19 protein-coding genes are annotated in these 21,138 nt (G+C 73.0%); 9 read left to right on the plus strand and 10 right to left on the minus strand.

The features are described from left to right. The 6 genes from ACFV6I_RS11760 to ACFV6I_RS11785 all read right to left on the minus strand — a co-directional run. Positions 1-1,400, minus strand: a 1,400-nt coding sequence (locus ACFV6I_RS11760; RefSeq protein ID WP_380424729.1) for a multidrug effflux MFS transporter, incomplete at its 3' end; no start/stop codon positions are given. Positions 1,401-1,612: 212 nt separating this feature from the next. Then, on the minus strand, positions 1,613-2,095 hold the full coding sequence (locus ACFV6I_RS11765) for a hypothetical protein (RefSeq protein ID WP_063349900.1): 483 nt from the start codon (positions 2,093-2,095) through the stop codon (positions 1,613-1,615). 480 nt (positions 2,096-2,575) lie between these two features. Further along, the gene (locus ACFV6I_RS11770) at positions 2,576-3,466 is read right to left on the minus strand and encodes an alkaline phosphatase family protein (RefSeq protein ID WP_363366936.1); all 891 of its coding nucleotides are present in this window, start codon (positions 3,464-3,466) and stop codon (positions 2,576-2,578) included. A 126-nt stretch (positions 3,467-3,592) separates the two neighbouring features. Next, positions 3,593-4,381 carry an ATP-grasp domain-containing protein gene (locus ACFV6I_RS11775; RefSeq protein WP_363366934.1) on the minus strand — a complete coding sequence of 263 codons (789 nt, stop codon included), beginning with the start codon at positions 4,379-4,381 and terminating at the stop codon, positions 3,593-3,595. Between the two features lie 116 nt (positions 4,382-4,497). Beyond that, a complete protein-coding gene (locus ACFV6I_RS11780; RefSeq protein WP_380369097.1) occupies positions 4,498-4,878 on the minus strand; it encodes a hypothetical protein in 381 nt (126 codons plus the stop codon). Between the two features lie 63 nt (positions 4,879-4,941). Then, positions 4,942-6,120 carry an acyl-CoA dehydrogenase family protein gene (locus tag ACFV6I_RS11785; RefSeq protein WP_063349898.1) on the minus strand — a complete coding sequence of 393 codons (1,179 nt, stop codon included), beginning with the start codon at positions 6,118-6,120 and terminating at the stop codon, positions 4,942-4,944. Positions 6,121-6,237: 117 nt separating this feature from the next. On the opposite strand from ACFV6I_RS11785, the gene ACFV6I_RS11790 reads away from it, so the two are divergent. Continuing rightward, a complete protein-coding gene (locus tag ACFV6I_RS11790) occupies positions 6,238-6,777 on the plus strand; it encodes a GNAT family N-acetyltransferase (RefSeq protein WP_380424733.1) in 540 nt (179 codons plus the stop codon). 54 nt (positions 6,778-6,831) lie between these two features. On the opposite strand, the gene ACFV6I_RS11795 is transcribed toward ACFV6I_RS11790, so the two are convergent. Both ACFV6I_RS11795 and ACFV6I_RS11800 read right to left on the minus strand, forming a co-directional pair. Then, positions 6,832-7,140, minus strand: a complete 309-nt coding sequence (locus ACFV6I_RS11795) for an AzlD domain-containing protein (protein ID WP_063349896.1) — start codon at positions 7,138-7,140, stop codon at positions 6,832-6,834. Further along, on the minus strand, positions 7,140-7,979 hold the full coding sequence (locus ACFV6I_RS11800) for an AzlC family ABC transporter permease (RefSeq protein ID WP_380424736.1): 840 nt from the start codon (positions 7,977-7,979) through the stop codon (positions 7,140-7,142). Before ACFV6I_RS11800 ends, ACFV6I_RS11795 begins: the two co-directional genes overlap by 1 nt. A 166-nt stretch (positions 7,980-8,145) precedes the next feature. Here ACFV6I_RS11800 and ACFV6I_RS11805 point away from each other — a divergent pair, with 166 nt between their 5' ends. Continuing rightward, a complete protein-coding gene (locus tag ACFV6I_RS11805) occupies positions 8,146-8,727 on the plus strand; it encodes a helix-turn-helix domain-containing protein (protein ID WP_063349894.1) in 582 nt (193 codons plus the stop codon). 21 nt (positions 8,728-8,748) lie between these two features. Here ACFV6I_RS11805 and ACFV6I_RS11810 read toward each other — a convergent pair whose 3' ends face one another. Next, positions 8,749-10,575: a cholesterol oxidase substrate-binding domain-containing protein gene (locus tag ACFV6I_RS11810; protein ID WP_380424738.1), complete on the minus strand. Its 1,827-nt coding sequence runs from the start codon at positions 10,573-10,575 to the stop codon at positions 8,749-8,751. Between the two features lie 517 nt (positions 10,576-11,092). Between ACFV6I_RS11810 and ACFV6I_RS11815 the strand changes: the two genes are divergently transcribed. Continuing rightward, positions 11,093-11,860, plus strand: a complete 768-nt coding sequence (locus tag ACFV6I_RS11815) for a carbon-nitrogen hydrolase family protein (protein WP_380424741.1) — start codon at positions 11,093-11,095, stop codon at positions 11,858-11,860. A gap of 258 nt (positions 11,861-12,118) precedes the next feature. Further along, positions 12,119-13,525, plus strand: a complete 1,407-nt coding sequence (locus ACFV6I_RS11820; protein ID WP_380424743.1) for a class II fumarate hydratase — start codon at positions 12,119-12,121, stop codon at positions 13,523-13,525. 127 nt (positions 13,526-13,652) lie between these two features. On the opposite strand, the gene ACFV6I_RS11825 is transcribed toward ACFV6I_RS11820, so the two are convergent. After that, positions 13,653-14,123 (minus strand): SPW repeat protein, encoded by a 471-nt coding sequence (locus ACFV6I_RS11825; RefSeq protein ID WP_380369078.1) that lies wholly within the window; start codon positions 14,121-14,123, stop codon positions 13,653-13,655. Positions 14,124-14,309: 186 nt separating this feature from the next. Here ACFV6I_RS11825 and ACFV6I_RS11830 point away from each other — a divergent pair, with 186 nt between their 5' ends. From ACFV6I_RS11830 to ACFV6I_RS11850, 5 genes are all read left to right on the plus strand, one after another. Next, complete coding sequence (locus ACFV6I_RS11830) at positions 14,310-14,885, plus strand: PadR family transcriptional regulator (RefSeq protein ID WP_380424746.1); 576 nt, start codon at positions 14,310-14,312, stop codon at positions 14,883-14,885. A gap of 95 nt (positions 14,886-14,980) precedes the next feature. Further along, complete coding sequence (locus tag ACFV6I_RS11835) at positions 14,981-16,681, plus strand: acyl-CoA dehydrogenase family protein (protein WP_371520327.1); 1,701 nt, start codon at positions 14,981-14,983, stop codon at positions 16,679-16,681. 147 nt (positions 16,682-16,828) lie between these two features. Further along, entirely contained in the window at positions 16,829-18,190 is a 1,362-nt protein-coding gene (locus ACFV6I_RS11840) for a phosphoribosyltransferase family protein (protein WP_380424749.1), read from the plus strand. A gap of 205 nt (positions 18,191-18,395) precedes the next feature. Next, complete coding sequence (hppD, locus tag ACFV6I_RS11845) at positions 18,396-19,610, plus strand: 4-hydroxyphenylpyruvate dioxygenase (protein ID WP_063349886.1); 1,215 nt, start codon at positions 18,396-18,398, stop codon at positions 19,608-19,610. Between the two features lie 160 nt (positions 19,611-19,770). Then, complete coding sequence (locus ACFV6I_RS11850) at positions 19,771-20,997, plus strand: homogentisate 1,2-dioxygenase (protein ID WP_380424751.1); 1,227 nt, start codon at positions 19,771-19,773, stop codon at positions 20,995-20,997. The last annotated feature ends 141 nt before the right edge of the window (positions 20,998-21,138 follow it).

Raw genomic sequence — 21,138 nt, forward strand, 5'->3', positions numbered from 1 at the left:
GTACGAGACCTGGGCGGACGTCTTCCAGGCCTTCGAGAACTACCCGGACCACGACTGGGCCGGGGGCGGGCCCCGCGCGGGGGGCCCCCCACCCGCCACCCCCCCCCCCCCCTCCCCGCCACCACCTCGGCCTCCGCCGTCTTCATCCGCCCGGGCCGGCACAGCGTCACGTACGCCGCCATCGCCAGCACTCCGCTCGCCAGGACGACCACCGCCAGCAGCACCGCCGACGGCCGGCCGCCGAGACTGCTCAGCGGTGCGACCACCGCCCCGCACAGGAAGTTGCCGGTGCCGAGCAGCGCCGACGCCGTCCCGGCCGCCCGCGGCTCGACCAGGCTGAGCGCCTGCGCGGCCGTGTTCGGCAGGACCACACCCATGCTGCCCATCATCACGAACAACGGCGGGCAGAACCCGACCAGCCCGAAGTCCCAGACCGCCGTCAGCAACACCAGCGCCACCCCGGCGACCACCGCCGTCGCCAGCCCGGCCAGCATCAGCCCCCGCGGAGCGAAGCGGCGCGCGAGTACCCGTCCGTTCAACTGCGTCATGACGACGATGGCCAGCGAGTTCGCCCCGAAGAGCAGGCTGTAGGTCTGCGGCGAGACCTGGTACACGTGCTGAAGCACCGTGGACGACCCGCTGATGTAGCCGAACAGCGCGCCGAAGGCGAAGGCGCTGGTCAGTGCCAGCCCGAGGAACGGCAGGTTGCGCAGCAACCGCCCCATCGTGCGCAGCGCCGCGCCCACCCCGCCGGTGCCCCGGGCCTGCGTCGGCAGCGTCTCGCGCAGCGCCCCGAAGGCGGCCAGGGTCAGGAGCAGCCCGAGCGCGGTCAGCGCGCCGAAGGTGCCGCGCCACGACGTGAACCGCATCAGTTGCGCGCCGACGATCGGGGCGAGGATCGGCGCCAGCCCGGATATCAGCGCGATGGAGGCCAGGAACCGCAGCATCGCGACGCCCTGGAAGCGGTCCCGGGCGACGGCCCGGCCGATGACCAGCCCCGCGGATCCGGCCGCGCCCTGGATGAAGCGGGCGATGATCAGCACCGTCAGGCTCGGCGCGATCACGCACACCACGCTGGCCAGGGTGTAGAGGACGAGCCCCGCGAGCAGCGGCGGGCGGCGGCCGTAACGGTCGCTGAGCGGTCCGAAGAGCAACTGCCCGGCCGCGACCCCGAACATGGAGAAGGTGAGGGTGAGCTGGACGGCGGCCGGTTCGGCGACCAGGTCGTCGGCGATCTCGGGCAGCCCGGGCAGGTAGAGGTCGGTGGTGAGCGGGCCGAGCGCCACGAGGCCGCCCAGGACGGCGATGGTGGCCCGGCCGGGGCGGGACTGGCCGGTGGTGGGGGCGGCGGAGGGAGCGGTCGACGTGTCGCCGGCAGGGCCGACGGTCGGGCCGGGCATGGGGCTCCTCACGGAACGGGGGACAGGACGGGGGCGGGACGGGTTTGTCCACGCCCCGTCCTATCGCAGCCCAGGCCGTTTCCGACAGCGGGGGTCCTCCCTCTGGTCCACCGTCGGCCACCCCGGCGGCACTCGCGCACGACGACGGCCCGCCCGCACCTGTCGGTGCCCGGCGGGCCGATCGGAGCCTCACGGCGCGCACGGCACCCGGCTCAGTGCTTGGTGGGCCGCTCCGAGCGCAGGGCCGCCTGCACCGCCGCGCCGTCCTGCCACGCGTAGAGCTGGTTGCCGGTGAGCGTCACGTTGTAGTGCCCGCAGGTGCCACTGGCCTTGGCCGCGACGCCCTCGGGGAACCAGCCGGCCTTGAGCGACAGCGGCACCGAGTGCGCGGACTTGCCGGGCAGGCCGGTGCTGCAGCCGACGGGCAGCCGTCCTTCCGGGAGGGTGGCGCGCAGCAGGCGGTCGTCGCCGGTGGTGGACATCAGGTACTTCACCGAGGAGGCGTTGTCGGGCAGCCAGGTCGGCATCGAACGGCGCTCGGCCTTGGCCTGGCTGCCGGTGTCGTAGGTGGCCTGCTCCTGGTGGCGTCCGTCGTACCAATCGGACACCCTCGGGCCGATTGCCACGGCGGCCACGGCGACGGCCATGCCGGTGCCCGCGACTCCCAGTGCGACCTTGCTCACGATGCCCTTCATGCCCGCCTGTCCTCTCCGTCTCCGGTTCCGGTCCGGTCGGCGAGGTCTGCCGTCCGGGTGTATCCATCGTGGCCCGTGCCGCGCCTCCGGAGCGTCACCACGAGGTCGCGATCTTGTCTCCATCCCACGGGGTACCGTCTCCACCTTCAGAGGTATGTCCAGCGACCCGGTCTCGGGGTTACACGGTGGGGCGCCCAGGCTGGCACACCGTCTTCAAGTGCCGCCCGGGCCTCGATCGAGCGTCACTCAAGCCGGTCTCCGGCGCAGCCCGGCCTGCTGCACCCGGATGCATCAGCGCGCCCCTGAGGCGTCGTCGGGCCCGGTGCCGGCAACGGTGCCGGCCGCTGGTCGGAACACTGGTCAGAGCACTGGTCAGAGCACTGGTCGGAACTCTGGTCGGAACACTGGTCGGAGCACTGGTCGGAACTCTGGTCGGAGCACTGGTCAGAGCACCGGCCGGACCGCCGATCAGAGCACCGGTCAGATCGGTACCGACACCGCCTCCGGCACCGGCCGGGCGACCGGGAAGGGCCGGCCGTCGAGGGTCCAGTGCGGGTCGATGGGGCGCAGCAGCGAGGCATACACCTGGGCGGCGACGTCCGGGTGGCGGATCTCCCCGGTGGGCGGGCCGGCCGGGATGCCGTGCCCGGCGCAGGCGACCCAGGCCGTGCGCTCCTCGACGGTGCGGCCGCCGTGGCCGCCGGCGTCGACGTGGCCGTGGTCGGTGACGACGATGACGGTCCACTGCTCGTCGGCATGGTCGGCGCGGCCGCGGACGGCGTCGAGCAGTCGGCCGAGGCGTTCGTCGGCGGTGCGCATGGCCGCCCGGTACTCGTCGCCGCAGCCGAGGAAGTGGGCGGTCTCGTCGACGGCGCCGAGGTAGACGAAGGAGGCCTCCGGGTCGGCGGTGCCCAGGACGTGGACGGCCTCGCGGGTGACCTCCTCGTCGACGGCCTCCCAGGCTTCGGGGGTGTCCTCGGCCGGGGCGATGTACGAGAGCCGGCCGGGGGCGCGGAACAGCGGGCCGCCGGACTCGTTGATCATCAGCGGGTCCCAGCCTGCCGCGACGAAGGTGCGGCGGCGGTCGCCGCGGGCGAGCCGGGTGGCGAAGTCGGGGAACACGTCGAGCCGGTTGCCGCCGAGGTGGTTGCCCCAGACACCGTGCTTGGCGGGCTCGACGCCGGTGACGATGGTGGCCCAGCACGGCCCGGACATGGTGGGCGTGGTGTCCGCCACGGTCACCGGCACCAGGAACCCGGCCTCGGCGAGTTCCTGGAGGCGCGGCATCGGCACGTGCTCCAGGTAGTCGTGGCGGACGCCGTCGATCCCGACGACGAGCACCCGGGGGCGGGGCCACTGGGCAGCGGACATGGCGGGGTTCCTTTCGGTCGTACACATCCGGCCGCGCCCGCCGAGGGCGCCGCCGACCGCGCCATGCTCCACCTCCCGCCGTACCGCCCGGCGTCCACCCGCCGAACGCGGGGTGTCCGCCGGGTGTCAGGCGGCCGTACGGACGAACCGGCGGTCGGCCTGGGCGAGTTGGGAGACCGGTCCGGCGGCGCGCAGCACGACGTCCAGGACGCGGTCCGGGTCGGCGGCGTAGCAGTGCGCGAACCACGGCAGGTTCGCCTCGACGACGGCCCAGTGCTCGGCCGGGTCGTACGGGTCCGCGATCGGGCCGACGTCCAGGGCGACGGCGCTGGGCAGGGTGTCGCCGACTGCCGCGAGCAGGCGCCGGGCGAAGGCGCCGGCCTCGGCGGTCAGCGGTGCCGGGTCGAGCCGGCCGAAGCGGGCGTAGCGGCTGCCGGTGAGCACCTCGCCGTCGCGGACGAACAGCCGGTACTCGGCGGCGAAGGTCACCGGCTCGCTGACCAGGACGGGCGTGTCGGGGCCGATCCGGTCGCCGGTGCGCGGCAGGCGGGTGCCGTCCGGGTAGACCGCGGGCGGGAGCGACTTGTCGGCGGGTGGCTTGACGAATGCCGGGCGGCGCAGCGTCCACGCCTCGGCGAGGGTGGTGAGCTCGATCCGGCGCCGGGTGAACTCCTCGGGCAGGCGGGTGAGCCAGTCGTCGTCGGGTTCGAGCAGGGCGAGGCCGAGCGGTCCGGCGATCCGGGCCGCGGAGAGCGGGCCGCCGTACCAGTGGACGGGCCGCCCCGCGAGGCGCTCGACCGTGGCCGGGCCGTCCAGGACGGCGGTGTCGAGGCCGCGCCGGGCGGCGGCCTGGGTGAGCAGCGCGGTGGTGCTGGTCCGCTGGGCGGAGCTGAGCAGCACGTGGTCCGTGCGCACCTCGCGCGCCGTCGCTGCCGGGTGGGGCACGGTTGCGGGCGCCCCACCCGGACGCGCCCTACCCGGGCCTTCCTCACCCGGGCGCACGCCAACCGGGCCCGGCGCGGCTGGGCGCGTCACGACTGGGGGCGGAACTCGTGGACGACCTCGATGCGGCCGACGATGTTCCGGTTGAGCTCCGGCAACTCCTCGGCCGGGATCCAGAGTTCGAGGATCGTACGGCCGCCCGCCTGCCGCACCGGATAGCGGGCGAGGAAGGCGGTGTCGACCTCGAAGCGGGTGACGTAGCCGACGCCGGAGGCGGGGACGTTCCAGTCGCGGGCGATGCGGATCGCGTAGTCCTCGTTGAGGACGGGGTAGAAGATCGGCTGCTCGGGCAGCCGGGGCGGCCAGGCGCGCCGGCCGGACGCCTCGACCAGGGCCAGTTCCTCGGGGCCGGTAGGGCGCCAGAGGGTGGTGGTCGGGGCGGTGCCGGGCGTGGTGGGCTTGCTGTTCACGGTGGGCACGGTAGCCGGGCCGCGACGGTCCCGGCCACCGGAATTCCCGAGGTGGACGGCCCGTCAGTGGTAGGCGGACTCGCCGGTGATGGCCTCGCCCAGGATCAGGGTGTGGATCTCGCTGGTGCCCTCGTAGGTGAGCACCGACTCCAGGTTGTTGGCGTGCCGCAGCACCGGGTACTCGGTGGTGATGCCGTTGGCCCCGAGGACGGTCCGGGCGCTGCGGGCGATCTCCAGCGCCGTGCGGACGTTGTTGAGCTTGCCGAAACTGATGTGCGGCGGGCGGGCCGCGCCCTCCTCCTTGAGCCGGCCGATCCGCAGGGCGACCAGGTAGGCCTTCTCCACCTCCAGCATCATCTCGACGAGCTTGTGCTGGGTGAGCTGGAATCCGGCGATCGGGCGGTCGAACTGGATCCGGCTCTTCGCGTAGTCGAGGGCGGCGGTGTAGCAGTCGCGGGCGGCGCCGACGGTGCCCCAGAGGATGCCGTAGCGGGCCTCGTTGAGGGAGGAGAGCGGTCCGCGCAGGCCGGTGACGCCCGGCAGGACGGCGTCGGCGGGCAGCACCACCTCGTCGAAGGCGAGTTCGCTCGTGACGGAGGCGCGCAGGGAGAGCTTGCCGTGCACGTCGGTGGCGGTCAGGCCGCGCGCTCCGCGCTCGACCAGGAAGCCGCGCACGCCCTCCTCGGTCTGCGCCCAGACGACGGCGACGTCGGCGATGCTGCCGTTGGTGATCCACATCTTGCTGCCGGAGAGCACCCAGTCGCCGCCCTTGCGCACCGCGCGGGTCCGCATGTTCGCCGGGTCGGAGCCGAAGTCCGGCTCGGTGAGGGCGAAGCAGCCGATCAGCTCACCCGCGGCCATGCCGGGCAGCCAGCGCTGCTTCTGCTCCTCGGAACCGAAGGCGTGGATCGAACGCATCGCGAGCGAGCCCTGCACCGAGACGAAGCTGCGCAGCCCGGAGTCGGCCGCCTCCAGCTCCATGCAGGCGACCCCGTACGCCACCGCGCCGGCGCCCGCGCAGCCGTAGCCGTCGAGGTGCATGCCGAGCACGCCGAGGGCGCCGAGTTCGGGGGCGAGCTCGCGGGCCGGGAAGACGCCGCGCTCGAACCAGTCGCCGATGTGCGGGCGGATCCGCTCCTCGGTGAACCTCCGGACGGTGTCGCGGATCAGCCGCTCCTCGTCGGAGAGCAGGTCGCCGACGGCGAGCAGGTCGGACGGGTCGATCCGGGTCGGCTTCGTCATCGAAGCTCCTTGTAGTGTCGGCGGGATATCGACGGGATCCCGGTCTCGGCGCAGTACCGGCGAGTATGGCGCAACCGCCCGGGCGGCGGGCGGGCGCGAGCGAGTGAGGAAGACGACATGGCGGGCGAGGCGTACGCGGTCGGTCAGGTGGCGGCGGAGGAGTTGGACGGCGCGGCGGAGGAACTGGCCGGGCTGCTGGTGGACACCGTCCACGGTGGCGGGTCGATCGGCTTCCTCGCGCCGCTGGGGCGGGCCGAGGCCGTGGCGTGGTGGCGGGCGCTGGCCCCGGAGGTCGCGGCGGAGCGGCTGCTGCTGTGGACGGTCCGGGCGCAGGCCGACGGGCGGCTCGCCGGGACGATCCAACTGCGCCGGGCGGTGCCCGCGAACGGGCGGCACCGGGGTGAGGTCGCCAAGCTGATGGTGCATCCGGCGGACCGGGGGCAGCGGCTGGCCGGGCGACTGCTGGCGGTGCTGGAGGAGCGGGCGGCCGAACTGGGGCTGCGGCTGCTGGTGCTGGACACCGAGACGGGCAGCCCGGCCGAGCGGCTGTACGAGGCGGCCGGGTGGACCCGGGTCGGTTCGGTGCCGGACTACGCGACCGACCCCGCGGGGGTCGCGCACCCGACGACGATCTTCTTCAAGGCGCTGGGCGGCTGACGGGCGCGCCGCTCACCCCACCCCGCACACCCCACCCCGCACACCCCACCCCGCTCACCCCACCCCGCACAGCCGCAGCAGCGCCGTCGTCGCCGCACCCGCAACCACCACCGCCGGAAACGGCGCCCGCCGCAGCGCGAGCACACCGGCGACCAGGACGCCGGCCGGGCGAGCCCAACCGGCGAAGCCCTGGCCCTGGGTGAGGGCACCGGTGGCGACCAGGGCGACCAGCAGGACGGCCGCGGCGACGGCGAGCAGGTGCCGCACGCGCTCCGAGAGGGCGAGCCGGTGGCCGAGGAGCGGCCCGGCGAGGCGGAAGGCGTACGTCCCGACGGCCAGCAGCAGCACGGCGTACAACGGCATCATCGGGCTTCCTCCCGCTCGATCACCGGGACGCCCGGTTCCTCGACCGACGCCCCCTTCCGCGGCTCCCGCGGCTCCCGCAACTGCAGCGAGTTCTGCGGCTCCCGCACCTCACGCCCCTCCCGCACCTCACGACCGTCACGACCGTCACGACCGTCACGCCCCTCGCGCGTTCCGGGCCGCCCGGCGAACAACAGCCCGACGAGGGCGAGCAGGACGGGCAGCCCCGCCGGGACGAACGGCGTGGCCGCGACCGCGACGACGGCGCCGGCCACGGCGGCGGTACGGACCCGGCGGTCCGCGAGCGAGGGCAGCACGAGCGCGAGCAGCACGGCGGGGAAGGCCGCGTCGAGGCCCAGCGCGTCCGTGTCCCCGATCAGCCCTCCGGCCAGGGCCCCGAGCACCACCGAGACGTTCCACACCACGAACAGCGCCAGCCCGCAGAGCCAGAACGCGGCCCGTCGCCGCCCCCCGTCGTCTTGCCGCAGGACGAACGCGGCGGTCTCGTCGGTGATCAGCTGCGCGCCGAACAGCCGCCGCCACCACGGACCGTCGAGCACGTCGGCCACGGCGAAGCCGAAGGGCAGCAGCCGGGCGTTGAGCACCAGCCCGGTGGCGACGGCGGCGAGCACACCGCCACCGGACAGCACCACGCCGACCGCCGCGAACTGGGAGCCGCCCGCGAAGACCAGGACGGAGAGCGCGACCGGCACCCACAGGGGCAGGCCGCCGGAGGCGCTGATCGCGCCGAAGGAGGCGCCGACGAGTGCGTCGGCGAGGCAGACGAGAGCGATGTCCCGAAGGGTGGCACGCTCCAGTGTTCGGAGTAGCGAACGCATGTCCACCAGCGTGAACCCATCGCCCGCCGTTCGTCAAGGCGAACGATTGGACCGACAGAGCGAACGGCGGGCAGGTGCGGACAGTCGCCCTCACGAGTGGCAGCATGAACGGCACCAGCCGCACGGGGGCCGGAGAAGGAACCAGGAGAGAGCGTGAGTGGCAAGCATGAGTGACCGGACCACCCCGAGCGCGGGTTCCGGCGCGGATCTGATCGGCCTGATCTCCGTCTCCATCCGGCGCGAGCGCGAACGCGGCGGGCTGTCGATGGCGGAGCTGGCCCGGCGCGCGGGCATCGCCAAGTCGACGCTCTCCCAGCTGGAGTCGGGCGCGGGCAACCCGAGCGTGGAGACGCTCTGGGCCCTCGCCGTCGCGCTGAACGTGCCGTTCAGCCGCCTGGTCGACCCCCCGCGCCCGGCGGTCAGGGTGATCCGGGCCGGCGAGGGCCCGGTGACCCACTCCGAGCGCGCCGACTACGCGGCGACCGTACTGTCCTCCTGCCCGCCGAACGCCCGGCGCGACATCTACCGGATCGAGGCGCAGCCGGGCGAGACCCGGGCCTCCGACCCGCACATGCCCGGCACCGTCGAGCACGTGCTGGTCGGCTCGGGCCGGGCGCTGGCCGGACCGACGGAGGCCCCGGTCGAGCTGGGCCCGGGCGACTACGTGAGCTACCCGGGCGACGCCCCGCACGTCTTCCGCGCACTGGCTCCGGACACCCTTGCGGTGATCGTCATGGAGCACATCTGACGTTCCGTCAAATGTGCTCCACTACTTCAACAACCCGTCCAGGAAGGGGTTTCCAAACACCCGGTGCGGGTCGTGCCGGTCCAGGACGGCAACCGCCTCGTCCCAGCCCGGCCCGCCGCCGTCGCGCAGGCTCGCGGGGATGACCCGGCCGAGCAGGTCCGGGTCGGACCAGGCCGCGTCGGCGGTGTACGCCCAGCCCTTGGACCACTCGACCCGCAGGCCCGCCCGGGTGCCGTCGAAGGTGCGCAGCAGCCACTGCTCCAGGTCGCGGGCGAAACGTTCCAGCCCCGGGGTGCCGGGGAAGGCCAGGACGTCGAGCCAGATCGCGGTATCCCACTCCGGGCGGTCCGCCCGAGGACGCAGCGCGGACAGCAGCGGCGGCCGCGCGCCGGGGACGCCGGAGGAGGTCGGGTCGTCCACGCCGGTGACCCGGATCTCCACCGCGCCGTTCACCGGGAACTCCCCCCGGGCCTGGTAGTCGGCCAGCAACTTCCGGTAGTAGGCGGCGAATTCGCTGACCACCCACTGGAGGTCGGCACGCTTGGCGAGGACCGCGTAGCCGTTGGCGGTCACCCTCAGGGTGGTGGGCCGGACGTACTGCAGCAGGCTGCGCGACGGGCCCCAGAGGTCGGAGCGCAGGCCACCGGCGAGCAGGTGGGTGATCAGGTCGCCGCTGAGCAGGTCGCGCAGCAGTCCGCCGGAGAGGAGGACGTCCGTGAGGTCGCCGGTGAGCGCCACCTTGGCGATCAGGTACTGGAGTTGGCCGAACAGCGGGGCCGATCCCCAGGCGCCGGCGAGGATCTGGCCGGCGAGCCGGGCGACCGGTTCCGGAATGCTGTCCGAGAAGGGGTAGTTGTAGGGCTGGTCGACGGGCAGGGAGCCCAGCGGCTTGGCCGGGGCGACACTCCAGGTCTTCAGCCAGGGGTACTCGGTGTAGGCGAACCAGATCGCCTCGACCCGGCCGTCGCGCTCGACGAAGTCGGCGAGGGTGCGCGGGCCGCCACCGCCGAGCAGGCCACCCAGGAGCCCACCGCCGCCCAGGATCCCGCCGCCGCCTCCGGTGCCGGGGCGGGCGAACAGTTCACTGGCCGGGATGTCGAGACGGCTGACGCAGCGCAGCGGCCGGTCCGCGCCGGCCCGCAGCACGACCTCGGTGAGGAAGGCGCGGCCCAGGTGCACCAGGAAGGCGGCGCTGTCGGCCTCCGCGCGCTCGAAGGTGCGCAGGGTGTAGCGGCCGGTGGCCGGGTCGAGGACGACGGCGGTGAGCCGGACGACCTGGTTGCTGACCGAGCCGTAGCCGTGCCCCTCCGGCCGGAGTTCGTGGGCGGCGGGTACGGCGGTGCCGTGGCCGCCGATGGCGAGCACCCCGCCGACGGTGAGTTCGCCGGGTGCCGGGCACGCGGTCAGGCCGAGGCCCCGGCCGGCCAGGTGGGCGAGCAGGTCCTCCATGGTGGCGCCGGTCTGGACCCGGACGGTGGTCGGCGAGTCGGCGGTCATCGCGGTGAGGTGGCGGCTGGTGTCCACGAGCAGGACGCGGGCGCTGTCCGGGGTCCCGTTGGCGACGGTGAGCGGCGCCCAGGTGTGCCGGTAGCCGGTGGCGCGCAGGCGCCAGCCGTTGGCGTGCGCCCAGTCGGCGAGCGCCGGCACCTCCTCGGGCGTGCGGGGCGCGCAGGTCCACAGCTGGTCGGTGCGGATCTCGCCGGACCAGTTCTGGAAGACCCGCTGGTACAACTCGGTGCCGGCGGGCAGGCCGGGCGGCACCGGGGTGGCCGCCTCGGCGCTGTCCGGGCCGATGGTGCCGCGCAGCAGCCAGGCCGCGCCGCCCAAGGCGGCCGAGGCGCCGAGCATCTGCCGCCTGGTGAGGCCGCCGCCCCTGGCGTTTCCACGAACCTTCCCGCGCCCGTTCCCCGCGTCCGTGTCCGCGTCCGGGGCCGGGGCCGTCCTCGACTCCGTCCCCGGGTCCGTCCCCCCGCGGTCTTCCGTGCCCCCGGTCATGCCCCGCCCTGTCGTCGTCATGAGTCCGCCCCCACTAGCCGGTCACCCGCGCCGAGCGGCGGTGATGCCGCGCAGCGATGATGCCGAGCAGCAGCAGTGATGCCGAGCAGCGGCGATCCGGGTGGGGCCGGTGTGAATCCGGCCTGGGCAGGAGCGTACGAAGTGGCGTACGGCAGTTTGAAGCACTCCACGCAGCTATTCATCCATTCGGGTGATCATGTTCCGGGCCGCGGCCGCTCCGGGCGCAGCGCGGAGCGGTGCGTGCGTCCGCCCCGGGCGGCTCCGTCCCGGCTGCCACGCGAAACCCTTGTCCACCGCCCGGACCTGCGCATACGTTGATCTTTTCCACCTCGTGCCCGGAGACACCGCCATGCCCGCACCCCTGATCGCCGCCACCACCGCCACCGCCGCCCCCACTGCCACCGTCACCGTGGCCGTCGCCCAGCCCGCCTGCGCCGACGCCGGCCGCCCGGACACCGTGGCCGTGAACGTCGAACGGCACGCGCAGGCCGTACGGGAAGCCGCCGCGCGCCTGGTGGTGTTCCCCGAGCTGTCCCTGACCGGTTACGACCTGGCCGCACCCGCGCTCGGCCCGGCCGATCCGCGCCTCGCCCCGCTGGTCGCCGCCTGCGCCGCGACCGGCACGACCGCCCTGGTCGGCGCGCCGGTCACCGAGCCCGACGGGGGCGAGTCCATCGCCACCCTGGCCGTCACCGGTGAAGGCGTCGCCGTCGTGTGTCGGAAGACGCGGCTGCACGGCGCCGAGCACGACCGGTTCACCCCCGGCCACGGGCCCGCCGTCCTGGAACTGGACGGCCTGCGGTTCGGCCTCGCGATCTGCGCCGACGCCGCCGATCCCGCGCACGCCGAGGAGACCGCCGCGCTCGGCATCGACGCCTACGTCGCCTCCACCCTGTACGGCGCGGGGCCCGCACAGGCCGCCCGCCGGGACGGGCACCTCCGCGACCGCGCCGCCACCCACGGGGTGTGGGCCGTGCTGGCCACTTCCGCCGGGGCGAGCGGCGAGCAGCCGCAGACCTCGGGCGGCTCCGGCTTCTGGGCGCCGGGCGGCGCCCTGGTCGCCCAGGCCGGCACCGCGCCGGGCGAACTGGTCCGCGCCGAGCTGCCCCGGCGGTGACGACGGGCGCGGCCGAGCTGTCCCGGCGGTAACGACCGGACGCGACGGTAACGACCGGATGCGGCCGGGCGGACCCGGCGGCAACGACGGGCGCGGCCCGGCCGTAACCGTGGATGCGGCCGGGCCGGAACGGCGAGCGTGGCCGGGCTGCAACACCGGATGCGGCCGGGCGGAAATACCCGGGGCCCGCGCGCGGCTGTGGTGATCGGAGACCGCTCGGGGCCGGACCACCGGCCCGTTCAGGAGGTGCAGCGCGTGATGGGTGACGAGCAGGAGAACCAGCGGGAGTACCGCGTCGAGCACGACTCGATGGGCGAGGTCCGGGTGCCGGCCGCCGCGAAGTGGCAGGCGCAGACGCAGCGGGCGGTGGAGAACTTCCCGGTGTCCGGCCAGCGGCTGGAGCGCGCGCACATCGCCGCGCTGGCCGGGATCAAGGCCGCCGCGGCCCGGGTGAACGGCCGTCTCGGCGTCCTGGACGAGGACACGGCGGCGGCGATCGCGGCGGCGGCCGAGGAGGTCGCCGAGGGGCGGTGGGACGACGAGTTCCCGGTGGACGTGTTCCAGACCGGTTCGGGCACCTCGTCCAACATGAACGCCAACGAGGTGATCGCCACCCTGGCCGCCGAGCGGCTGGGCCGCCCGGTCCACCCGAACGACCACGTGAATGCCAGCCAGTCGTCCAACGACGTCTTCCCGTCCTCGATCCACATCGCCGCCACCGCCGCCGTCACGCACGACCTGATCCCGGCGCTGGAGCACCTGGCGGAGGCGCTGGAACGCAAGGCCGCCGAGTTCGCGCAGGTGGTCAAGTCGGGCCGGACGCACCTGATGGACGCCACGCCGGTCACCCTCGGCCAGGAGTTCGGCGGCTACGCCGCTCAGGTGCGGCACGGGCGGGAGCGGCTGCTGGCGACGCTCCCCCGGGTCGCCGAACTGCCCCTCGGCGGCACGGCGGTGGGCACCGGGATCAACACCCCGCCGGGCTTCCCGGCGGCGGTGATCGAGGAGGTCGCCCGCACCACCGGCCTGCCGCTGACCGAGGCCCGGGACCACTTCGAGGCGCAGGGCGCCCGCGACGCCCTGGTCGAGCTGAGCGGGCAACTGCGCACGGTGGCCGTCGGCTTCACGAAGATCGCGAACGACCTGCGGTGGATGGGCTCGGGCCCGCGCACCGGCCTCGGCGAGATCAACCTGCCGGACCTGCAACCCGGTTCGTCGATCATGCCGGGCAAGGTGAACCCGGTGCTCCCCGAGGTGGTGCTGATGGTCGCCGCCCAGGTGGTCGGCAACGACGCGACGGTCACCCTGGCCGGCGCGAGCGGCAACTTCGAGCTGAACGTGATGCTCCCGGTGCTCGCCCGCAACGTGCTGGAGTCGGTGAGGCTGCTCGCCAACAGCGCCCGGCTGCTCGCGGACCGGACGGTGGACGGCATCACCGCCAACGTCGAACGGGCCCGGGAGTACGCGGAGTCCTCCCCCTCGGTGGTCACCCCGCTGAACCGCTACCTCGGGTACGAGGAGGCGGCGAAGGTCGCCAAGCAGGCGCTGGCCGAACGGAAGACGATCCGACAGGTCGTGCTGGAGCACGGCTACGTGGAACAGGGCAAGCTCACCCGGGAACAGCTCGACGAGGCCCTGGACGTCCTGCGGATGACCCGCCCGTGACGGCCACCCATCCGCCCATGACGGCCAACGACCCACCCGTGACGGCCGCGGCTCCCTGACGACGTGCGCCGGGGCGCGGAGGACGGTTCGGCCCTCCACGCCCCGGGGACGCGGACTGTCAGTGACGTCAGCTCTTGGCGCGGCCGGCCCGGCCGAGCCGCATCGCTGCTCCGTTCGCCGTGATCGTGGCCATCGAGATCGCCGCGAGACCGAGCAGGAACATCACGGCACCGACGATGACGCAGGTGACGATGTTCCTGCCCTGCGCGGCCGATCCGGAGACGAGCCAGGGAGAGACGATCGTCCACGCGCCGAGCACGGTGGCCGCCCAGGCCCTCGCGTGGGTGCGCTCGTAGGCCGACCCGTATCCCGCCATCAGCACGCAGTAGGCCAGGCCGACGATCAGGCAGGTCACGGTCAGCGTGTTGAAGGCGGTGAAGCCGACGATCCATGGCGATGCCGCCAGGAACAGGCCGGCCAGCACGGCCAGGGCCTCCGTGGCCTGGGCGCGCGGGGTCGAGGTGATCCGCTCGTAGTGCTCCCGGAGTTCGACGATGTCCGGGTGATGCTCCATGCCCATCGGAATCTGGGTAGACACCGATACCACCTCCTATGGTTCGGAACATGGAGGGCTCTTGCCCCGTACCCATTCTGGCGCTTATCCGATGATTTGCACCCTTTGGCCACAAATGATCGATAACCATCCGATCACGCCGGTGACCTGCGTCTCACCACTCCGGACCCCCATTGCCTATGCAATTCGTTGCATAGCAGGATGCGGGACATGGCACTGGAGCACGCGATCCTCGTCTCACTGCTGGAGCAGCCGGGCTCGGGCTACGAACTGGCCCGGCGCTTCGACCGCTCCATCGGGCGCTTCTGGACCGCCACCCACCAGCAGATCTACAAGGTGCTGCGGCGGATGGAGGCCGACGGCTGGGTCGCCGCCGAGGAGGTCGCCCAGGACGGCCGGCCGGACAAGAAGGTCTACTCGGCGGCCGACGCCGGACGGGCCGTGCTCGCCGACTGGCTGCGCGAACCGGTCGAGCCGGAGTCCGTCCGACACGAGCTCGCGGTCAAGATCCGCGCCGCCGCCTTCGACGACCCGGCCGCGCTGATCTCCGAGGTCGAACGGCACCGCGAGAGCCATGCCGCCCTGCTCGCCCGCTACCTGCACGGCGAGCAGCGCGACTTCCCCGACCTCACCGCGCTCGACACCCGGCAGGAGCTCCAGCACGTGGTGCTGCGCGGCGGCATCGAGTACGAGCGGATGACCCTCGCCTGGCTCGACGACGTGCTCGCCACCCTGCACCGCCTCGCCGCGGGTGACAGACAACAGGTAACAGATAACAGAATCTGAAATCTGTTAGTTGTCATCTGTTATCTGTTTGCTGTTCGCCGCCACCCAGCAGCCACCACCCGCCGCCCCTCACCCTCGACCCCCGGGAGCCCGTGATGCTCTTCAACCCGCGTACGTACGACCCCGCGCAGTTCGACGAGCCGACCCGCCGACTGCTGCGCGCGACCGTGGACTGGTTCGAGTCCCGCGGCAAGAAGGCGCTGATCGACACCTACGTCGACCGCACCTGGTACGCCGACTTCCTCGAATTCGCCGCCAAGGAGGGCCTGTTCGCGGAGTTCCTGACCCCGTCCGCGGCCGACCCGGGCAAGCGCTGGGACACCTCCCGGATCGCCGAGCTGAACGAGATCCTGGGCTTCTACGGCCTCGGCTACTGGTACACCTGGCAGGTCACCATCCTCGGCCTCGGGCCGGTCTGGCAGAGCAAGAACGAGGCCGTCCGGGCCCGCGCCGCCAAGCTCCTGACGGAGGGTCATGTCATGGCGTTCGGGCTCTCCGAGCGCACCCACGGCGCCGACATCTACTCCACCGACATGATCCTCACCCCGGACGGCGAGGGCGGTTTCACCGCGACCGGCTCCAAGTACTACATCGGCAACGGCAACGTGGCCGGCCTGGTCTCAGTGTTCGGCCGCCGCTCCGACGTCGAGGGCCCCGAGGGCTACGTCTTCTTCGCCGCCGACAGCCGCCACGACGCGTACCACCTGGTCAAGAACGTCGTGAACGCCCAGATGTACGTCAGCGAGTTCCGGCTGGAGGGCTACCCGGTGCGCGCCGAGGACGTGCTGCACACCGGGCAGGCCGCCTTCGACGCCGCGCTGAACACCGTCAACGTCGGCAAGTTCAACCTCTGCACGGCCTCGGTCGGCATCTGCGAGCACGCGATGTACGAGGCCGTCACGCACGCCCACAACCGGGTGCTGTACGGCCGGAAGGTCACCGACTTCCCCCACGTGCGGCGGGAGTTGACCGACGCGTACGCCCGCCTGGTGGCGATGAAGATGTTCAGTGCGCGGGCCGTGGACTACTTCCGCACCGCCTCCCCCGAGGACCGCCGCTACCTGCTGTTCAACCCGATGACCAAGATGAAGGTCACCACCGAGGGCGAGAAGGTCATCGACCTGATGTGGGACGTCATCGCGGCCAAGGGCTTCGAGGCGGACACCTACTTCGACAAGGCGGCGAAGGACATCCGCGGCCTGCCGAAGCTGGAGGGCACCGTCCACGTCAACCTGGCGCTGATCCTCAAGTTCATGGGCAACTACCTGTTCGCCCCGAGCGACTACGCCCCGGTGCCGACCCGGCTGGACGCCACCGATGACGCCTTCCTGTTCCGCCAGGGTGCGGCACGCGGCCTCGGCGCGATCCGTTTCCACGACTGGCGCACCGCGTACGACCGCCACACCCAGCTGCCGAACGTCGCCCGCTTCCGCGAACAGGCCGACGGCTTCTGCGAGTTGCTCCTCAGCCACGCACCGAGCAAGGAGCAGCAGGCGGACCTGGACTTCCTGCTGGAGATCGGCCAGCTGTTCGCACTGATCGTCTACGGCCAGCTGGTGCTGGAGCAGGCGGAGCTGACCGGCCTGGACGAGGACGTCCTGGACCAGATCTTCGACGCGCTGGTCCGCGACTTCTCCGCGCACGCGACCGAGCTGCACGGCAAGGCCTCGACGACCCCGGAGCAGGCCGCCTGGGCGTTGGCGAACGTGCGCCGGCCGGTCGCCAACGCGGAGCGGGCCGCCGCCGTGTGGGCCCGGGTCGAGGAGCTGTCGGGCGCGTACGAGATGCGGCCGTAGCCGCCTCGCAGAACGAGGAACGAGCCCGAGGGTGCGGGCCGGGGGGCCCGGGCGCGCCCTCGGCCCCCCGGCCCGCACCCCAGGCCCGCGCCCTCGGTGCCCCGCCCGACGCCGCCCGGACGTACCGTGGAACACGGAGGGCGCGTCATGCACGGCACCGGGACCCACTTCACCGACCGGACCGACGCGGGCCGGCGGCTGGCCGCCCGCGTGGGCCACTTGGGCGGCGCCGACACCGTGGTGGTGGCCCTGCCCAGGGGCGGGGTTCCGGTGGCCGCCGAGGTGGCGGCCGCGCTCGGCGCGCCGCTGGACATCTGCGTGATCCGCAAGCTCGGCGTGCCCTACCAACCCGAGCTGGGCATGGGGGCGATCGGCGAGGACGGCGTCCGGGTGCTGAACGAGCAGGTCATCCGGCTGGCCGGGGTCGGCGACGACCAGCTGGCCGCCGTGGAGCGGCGCGAGCGCACCGAGTTGGAGCGCCGGGCCCGCCGCTACCGGGGCGGCCGCCCGCCCGCCGACCTGCGCGGCCGCACGGTGATCGTGGTGGACGACGGCGTCGCCACCGGCTCCACCGCCCGGGCCGCCTGCCGGATCGTCCGGGCCCGGGGCGCGGCCCGGGTGGTGCTCGCCGTCCCGGTGGCCCCGGCGGACTGGACGCAGCGCCTGTCCGAGGTCGCCGACGAGCTGGTCTGCGTCGGTACGCCGTCGCCGTTCTTCTCGATCGGCGAGTTCTACGGGGACTTCGCGCAGACCGGCGACGAGGAGGTCCTGCGGCTGCTCGCCGAGGCCGCGGGCGGGCGCGTGCCAGGGCCGGTGGGCGTGGACCGCGAGCTGGTCCTGCGCGCCGCCGGTGTGCGCCTCGCCGGCCGGCTGACCGTCCCCGCCGCACCGAGCGGCATCGTGCTCTTCGCGCACGGCAGCGGCAGCGGCCGGCGCAGCCCGCGCAACCGGCACGTCGCCCGGTACCTGAACCGCTCCGGGCTGGCCACGCTGCTGTTCGACCTGCTCACCGAGGCGGAGGAGCCGGACCGCCGCAAGGTGTTCGACGTCGGTCTGCTCGGTGACCGGCTGACCGCCGTCGCCGAGGAGCTGGGCCGGCTGGAGGAGACCCGCGGCCTGCCGCTCGGCCTCTTCGGCGCCAGCACCGGCGCCGCGGCCGCGCTGCACACCGCCGCCGCCCTGCACACCGCCACCTCGCTCGGGCCCGCCGTCGGCGCGGTGGTCTCCCGCGGCGGGCGCCCCGACCTCGCCGGTCCCGACGTCCTGGGCCGGGTGAGCGCCCCGACGCTGCTCGTGGTCGGCGGCCTGGACACCACCGTGATCGACCTGAACCGGCGGGCCCGGGCCCGGCTGCACTGCGTGAGCGAACTGGCGGTGGTGCCGGGTGCGGGCCATCTGTTCGAGGAGCCGGGCACGTTGGACCAGGTCGCCGAGCTCGCCGGGGCCTGGTTCCTGCGCCACCTCGCCCCGCCCGGGACCGTCCAGGAGCCGGTGTCGCGGACCCCGTGAACCGGCCCCGATCGCAGCGCATTTTGCGCAGCCGAATGCGGGATTTCCTGATCAGCTTGTACACATTGAACAGTGAAATCCCGACCTGTTGCCCAGCTACCCGGACAGGAGCAAGCTCTCCGCCAGCCGCACCGCCCACCCGTTCGCGGCGCGGCCGCCTCAAGCGGACGCCTCAGAGCCGAGGCCAAAAGTGGAGGAACGACCGATGACCCCGCAGTCCCACGCCCTTGAGCTGACCCCCGAGGAGCGCGAGGCCGGCCTCGACGCCGACCAGCTGCGCCGCCTCGTCGGCCTCGTCGAGCACGACCCGGCCACCGACCCGTTCCCGGTCACCGCGCAGGACGCGGTCGTCTTCGTGGTCGGCAACGCCACCCAGACGGCCCAGTTCTACCAGGCCGTGTTCGGCATGGAGCTGGTCGCCTACTCCGGCCCGGAGACCGGCCGTCGCGACCGCAAGGCCTTCGTGCTCCGCTCCGGCTCCTGCCGCTTCGTGATCAAGGGCGGGGTGCTGCCGGACAGCCCGCTGCTGGACCACCACCGCCGCCACGGCGACGGCGTCGTCGACCTGGCCCTGGAGGTCCCGGACGTCGACAAGTGCATCGCGCACGCCCGCGCAACCGGCGCGACCGTCCTGGAGGAGCCGAACGACGTCTCCGACGAGAACGGCACCGTGCGCCGCGCGGCCATCGCCACCTACGGCGAGACCCGCCACACCCTGATCGACCGCTCCCGCTACCACGGCCCCTACCTGCCGGGGTACATCACCGCGCAGAGCAAGGTCCAGCACCCGGAGGGCTCGCCCAAGCGCCTGTTCCAGGCCCTCGACCACGCCGTCGGCAACGTCGAGCTGGGCCGGATGGACGAGTGGGTTTCGTTCTACAACCGGGTCATGGGCTTCGTGAACATGGCCGAGTTCGTCGGCGACGACATCGCCACCGACTACTCCGCCCTGATGTCCAAGGTCGTCGCCAGCGGCAACCACCGGGTGAAGTTCCCGCTCAACGAGCCGGCCATCGCCAAGAAGCGGTCGCAGATCGACGAGTACCTGGAGTTCTACACCGGCCCCGGCTGCCAGCACATGGCGCTCGCCACCAACGACATCCTCACCACCGTCGACGTGCTGCGCTCGCGCGGCGTGGAGTTCCTCAACACCCCCGACTCGTACTACGACGACCCGGAGCTGCGCGCCCGGATCGGCAAGGTGCGGGTGGACATCAACGAGCTGAAGTCGCGCGGCATCCTGGTCGACCGCGACGAGGACGGCTACCTGCTGCAGATCTTCACCAAGCCGATCGGCGACCGCCCCACCGTCTTCTACGAGTTCATCGAGCGGCACGGTTCGCTGGGCTTCGGCAAGGGCAACTTCAAGGCGCTGTTCGAGGCGATCGAGCGCGAGCAGGACGCCCGCGGCAACCTGTGAGTGCCGGGGAGCCCTGAGCACGGGGAGTCCTGAACACGGGGGAACCCCGGGCGCTGAGCAGCTCTGAACACTGAGAAGCTCTGAGCACCGGGGAACTCTGAGCACGGTCGGGCGTACCGTGAGGACGGTCGGCTGAGCACGGTCGAGGAGGAGCAGGGAGATGGCGTACTACCGGCAGCTGGGCAGCATCCCGCCCAAGCGGCACACCCAGCACCGCACACCCGAAGGCGGGCTGTACTACGAGGAGTTGATGGGCGAGGAGGGGTTCTCGTCGGACTCCTCGCTGCTCTACCACCGGGGTATCCCCTCGGCCGTGGTGAACGCGGTGCCGTGGGAGCTGCCGGACCAGTCCACGGTGCCCAACCACCCCCTGCTCCCCCGCCACCTCAAGCTGCACGAGCTGTTCGCGGACCAGGAATGGAAGTCCGCGGACGTCATCGGCAGCCGCCGCCTGGTCCTCGGCAACGGCGACGTGCGGATCTCGTACGTCGCCGCCGGGGCCCCGAGCGAGCTGTACCGCAACGGGCTCGGTGACGAGTGCGTGTACGTGGAGTCCGGCTCCGGCACGGTCGAGACGGTCTTCGGCTCGATCGAGGTCGGCCAGGGCGACTACGTGATCATCCCGCGCGCCACCACCCACCGCTGGGTGCCGGCCGGGGACGAACCGCTGCGCGCGTACTGCATCGAGGCGAACAGCCACATCACCCCGGCCAAGCGCTACCTCTCCAAGTACGGGCAGCTGCTGGAGCACGCGCCGTACTGCGAGCGGGACTTCCGCGGCCCGGTCGGCCCGCTGGTCGTCGACGCCGACGGGGATGCCGCCGGAGACGCCTCCGGAGACGTCGACGTGCTGGTCAAGCACCGCGGCCCGAACGGTGTCTCGGGCACCCGCTACACCGTGCCGCACCACCCCTTCGACGTGGTCGGCTGGGACGGCTGCCTGTACCCGTACGCCTTCAACATCCGGGACTTCGAACCGATCACCGGCCGGGTCCACCAGCCGCCGCCGGCCCACCAGGTGTTCGAGGGCAACGGCTTCGTGATCTGCAACTTCGTTCCCCGCAAGGTGGATTACCACCCGCTGTCGATCCCGGTGCCGTACTACCACGCCAACGTGGACAGCGACGAGGTCATGTTCTACTGCGGCGGCGACTACGCGGCCCGCAAGGGCTCGGGCATCGGCCAGGGCTCGATCTCGCTGCACCCCGGCGGGCACACCCACGGGCCGCAGCCGGGCGCGTACGAGCGCAGCATCGGCGTGGAGTTCTTCGACGAACTCGCCGTCATGGTGGACACGTTCCGCCCGCTGGAGCTCGGCGAGGGCGGCCGGGCCGGCGAGGACGGCAACTACGCCTGGACCTGGGCCGGTCGGGGGCCCGGGCGATGAGCGCCGCCTCGTCCGCCGTGACCAACCGGACGGGCCCCGGGGCGATCCCCGAGCTGTTCCACGGGCTCTTCGACGACGCCGCGGTGTTCCCCCCGGGGAACCTGCCGGTCGCCGAGGCGGTGCCCGCGCACCGCGGGCACC

Source organism: Kitasatospora sp. NPDC059803, assembly GCF_042732255.1.
Taxonomy (GTDB): domain Bacteria; phylum Actinomycetota; class Actinomycetes; order Streptomycetales; family Streptomycetaceae; genus Kitasatospora.

Excerpts from the sequence above, each read along its gene's own strand:
- ACFV6I_RS11830 (WP_380424746.1), top strand. The coding sequence starts at position 14,310 with ATGGCACTGGAGCACGCGATCCTCGTCTCACTGCTGGAGCAGCCGGGC.
- ACFV6I_RS11840 (WP_380424749.1), top strand. The coding sequence starts at position 16,829 with ATGCACGGCACCGGGACCCACTTCACCGACCGGACCGACGCGGGCCGG.
- ACFV6I_RS11795 (WP_063349896.1), bottom strand. The coding sequence starts at position 7,140 with ATGCCGTTGTACGCCGTGCTGCTGCTGGCCGTCGGGACGTACGCCTTC.
- ACFV6I_RS11835 (WP_371520327.1), top strand. The coding sequence starts at position 14,981 with ATGCTCTTCAACCCGCGTACGTACGACCCCGCGCAGTTCGACGAGCCG.
- ACFV6I_RS11770 (WP_363366936.1), bottom strand. The coding sequence starts at position 3,466 with ATGTCCGCTGCCCAGTGGCCCCGCCCCCGGGTGCTCGTCGTCGGGATC.
- ACFV6I_RS11810 (WP_380424738.1), bottom strand. The coding sequence starts at position 10,575 with ATGCTCGGCGCCTCGGCCGCCTTGGGCGGCGCGGCCTGGCTGCTGCGC.
- ACFV6I_RS11800 (WP_380424736.1), bottom strand. The coding sequence starts at position 7,979 with ATGCGTTCGCTACTCCGAACACTGGAGCGTGCCACCCTTCGGGACATC.
- ACFV6I_RS11765 (WP_063349900.1), bottom strand. The coding sequence starts at position 2,095 with ATGAAGGGCATCGTGAGCAAGGTCGCACTGGGAGTCGCGGGCACCGGC.
- ACFV6I_RS11820 (WP_380424743.1), top strand. The coding sequence starts at position 12,119 with ATGGGTGACGAGCAGGAGAACCAGCGGGAGTACCGCGTCGAGCACGAC.
- hppD (WP_063349886.1), top strand. The coding sequence starts at position 18,396 with ATGACCCCGCAGTCCCACGCCCTTGAGCTGACCCCCGAGGAGCGCGAG.
- ACFV6I_RS11815 (WP_380424741.1), top strand. The coding sequence starts at position 11,093 with ATGCCCGCACCCCTGATCGCCGCCACCACCGCCACCGCCGCCCCCACT.
- ACFV6I_RS11790 (WP_380424733.1), top strand. The coding sequence starts at position 6,238 with ATGGCGGGCGAGGCGTACGCGGTCGGTCAGGTGGCGGCGGAGGAGTTG.
- ACFV6I_RS11805 (WP_063349894.1), top strand. The coding sequence starts at position 8,146 with ATGAGTGACCGGACCACCCCGAGCGCGGGTTCCGGCGCGGATCTGATC.
- ACFV6I_RS11850 (WP_380424751.1), top strand. The coding sequence starts at position 19,771 with ATGGCGTACTACCGGCAGCTGGGCAGCATCCCGCCCAAGCGGCACACC.
- ACFV6I_RS11785 (WP_063349898.1), bottom strand. The coding sequence starts at position 6,120 with ATGACGAAGCCGACCCGGATCGACCCGTCCGACCTGCTCGCCGTCGGC.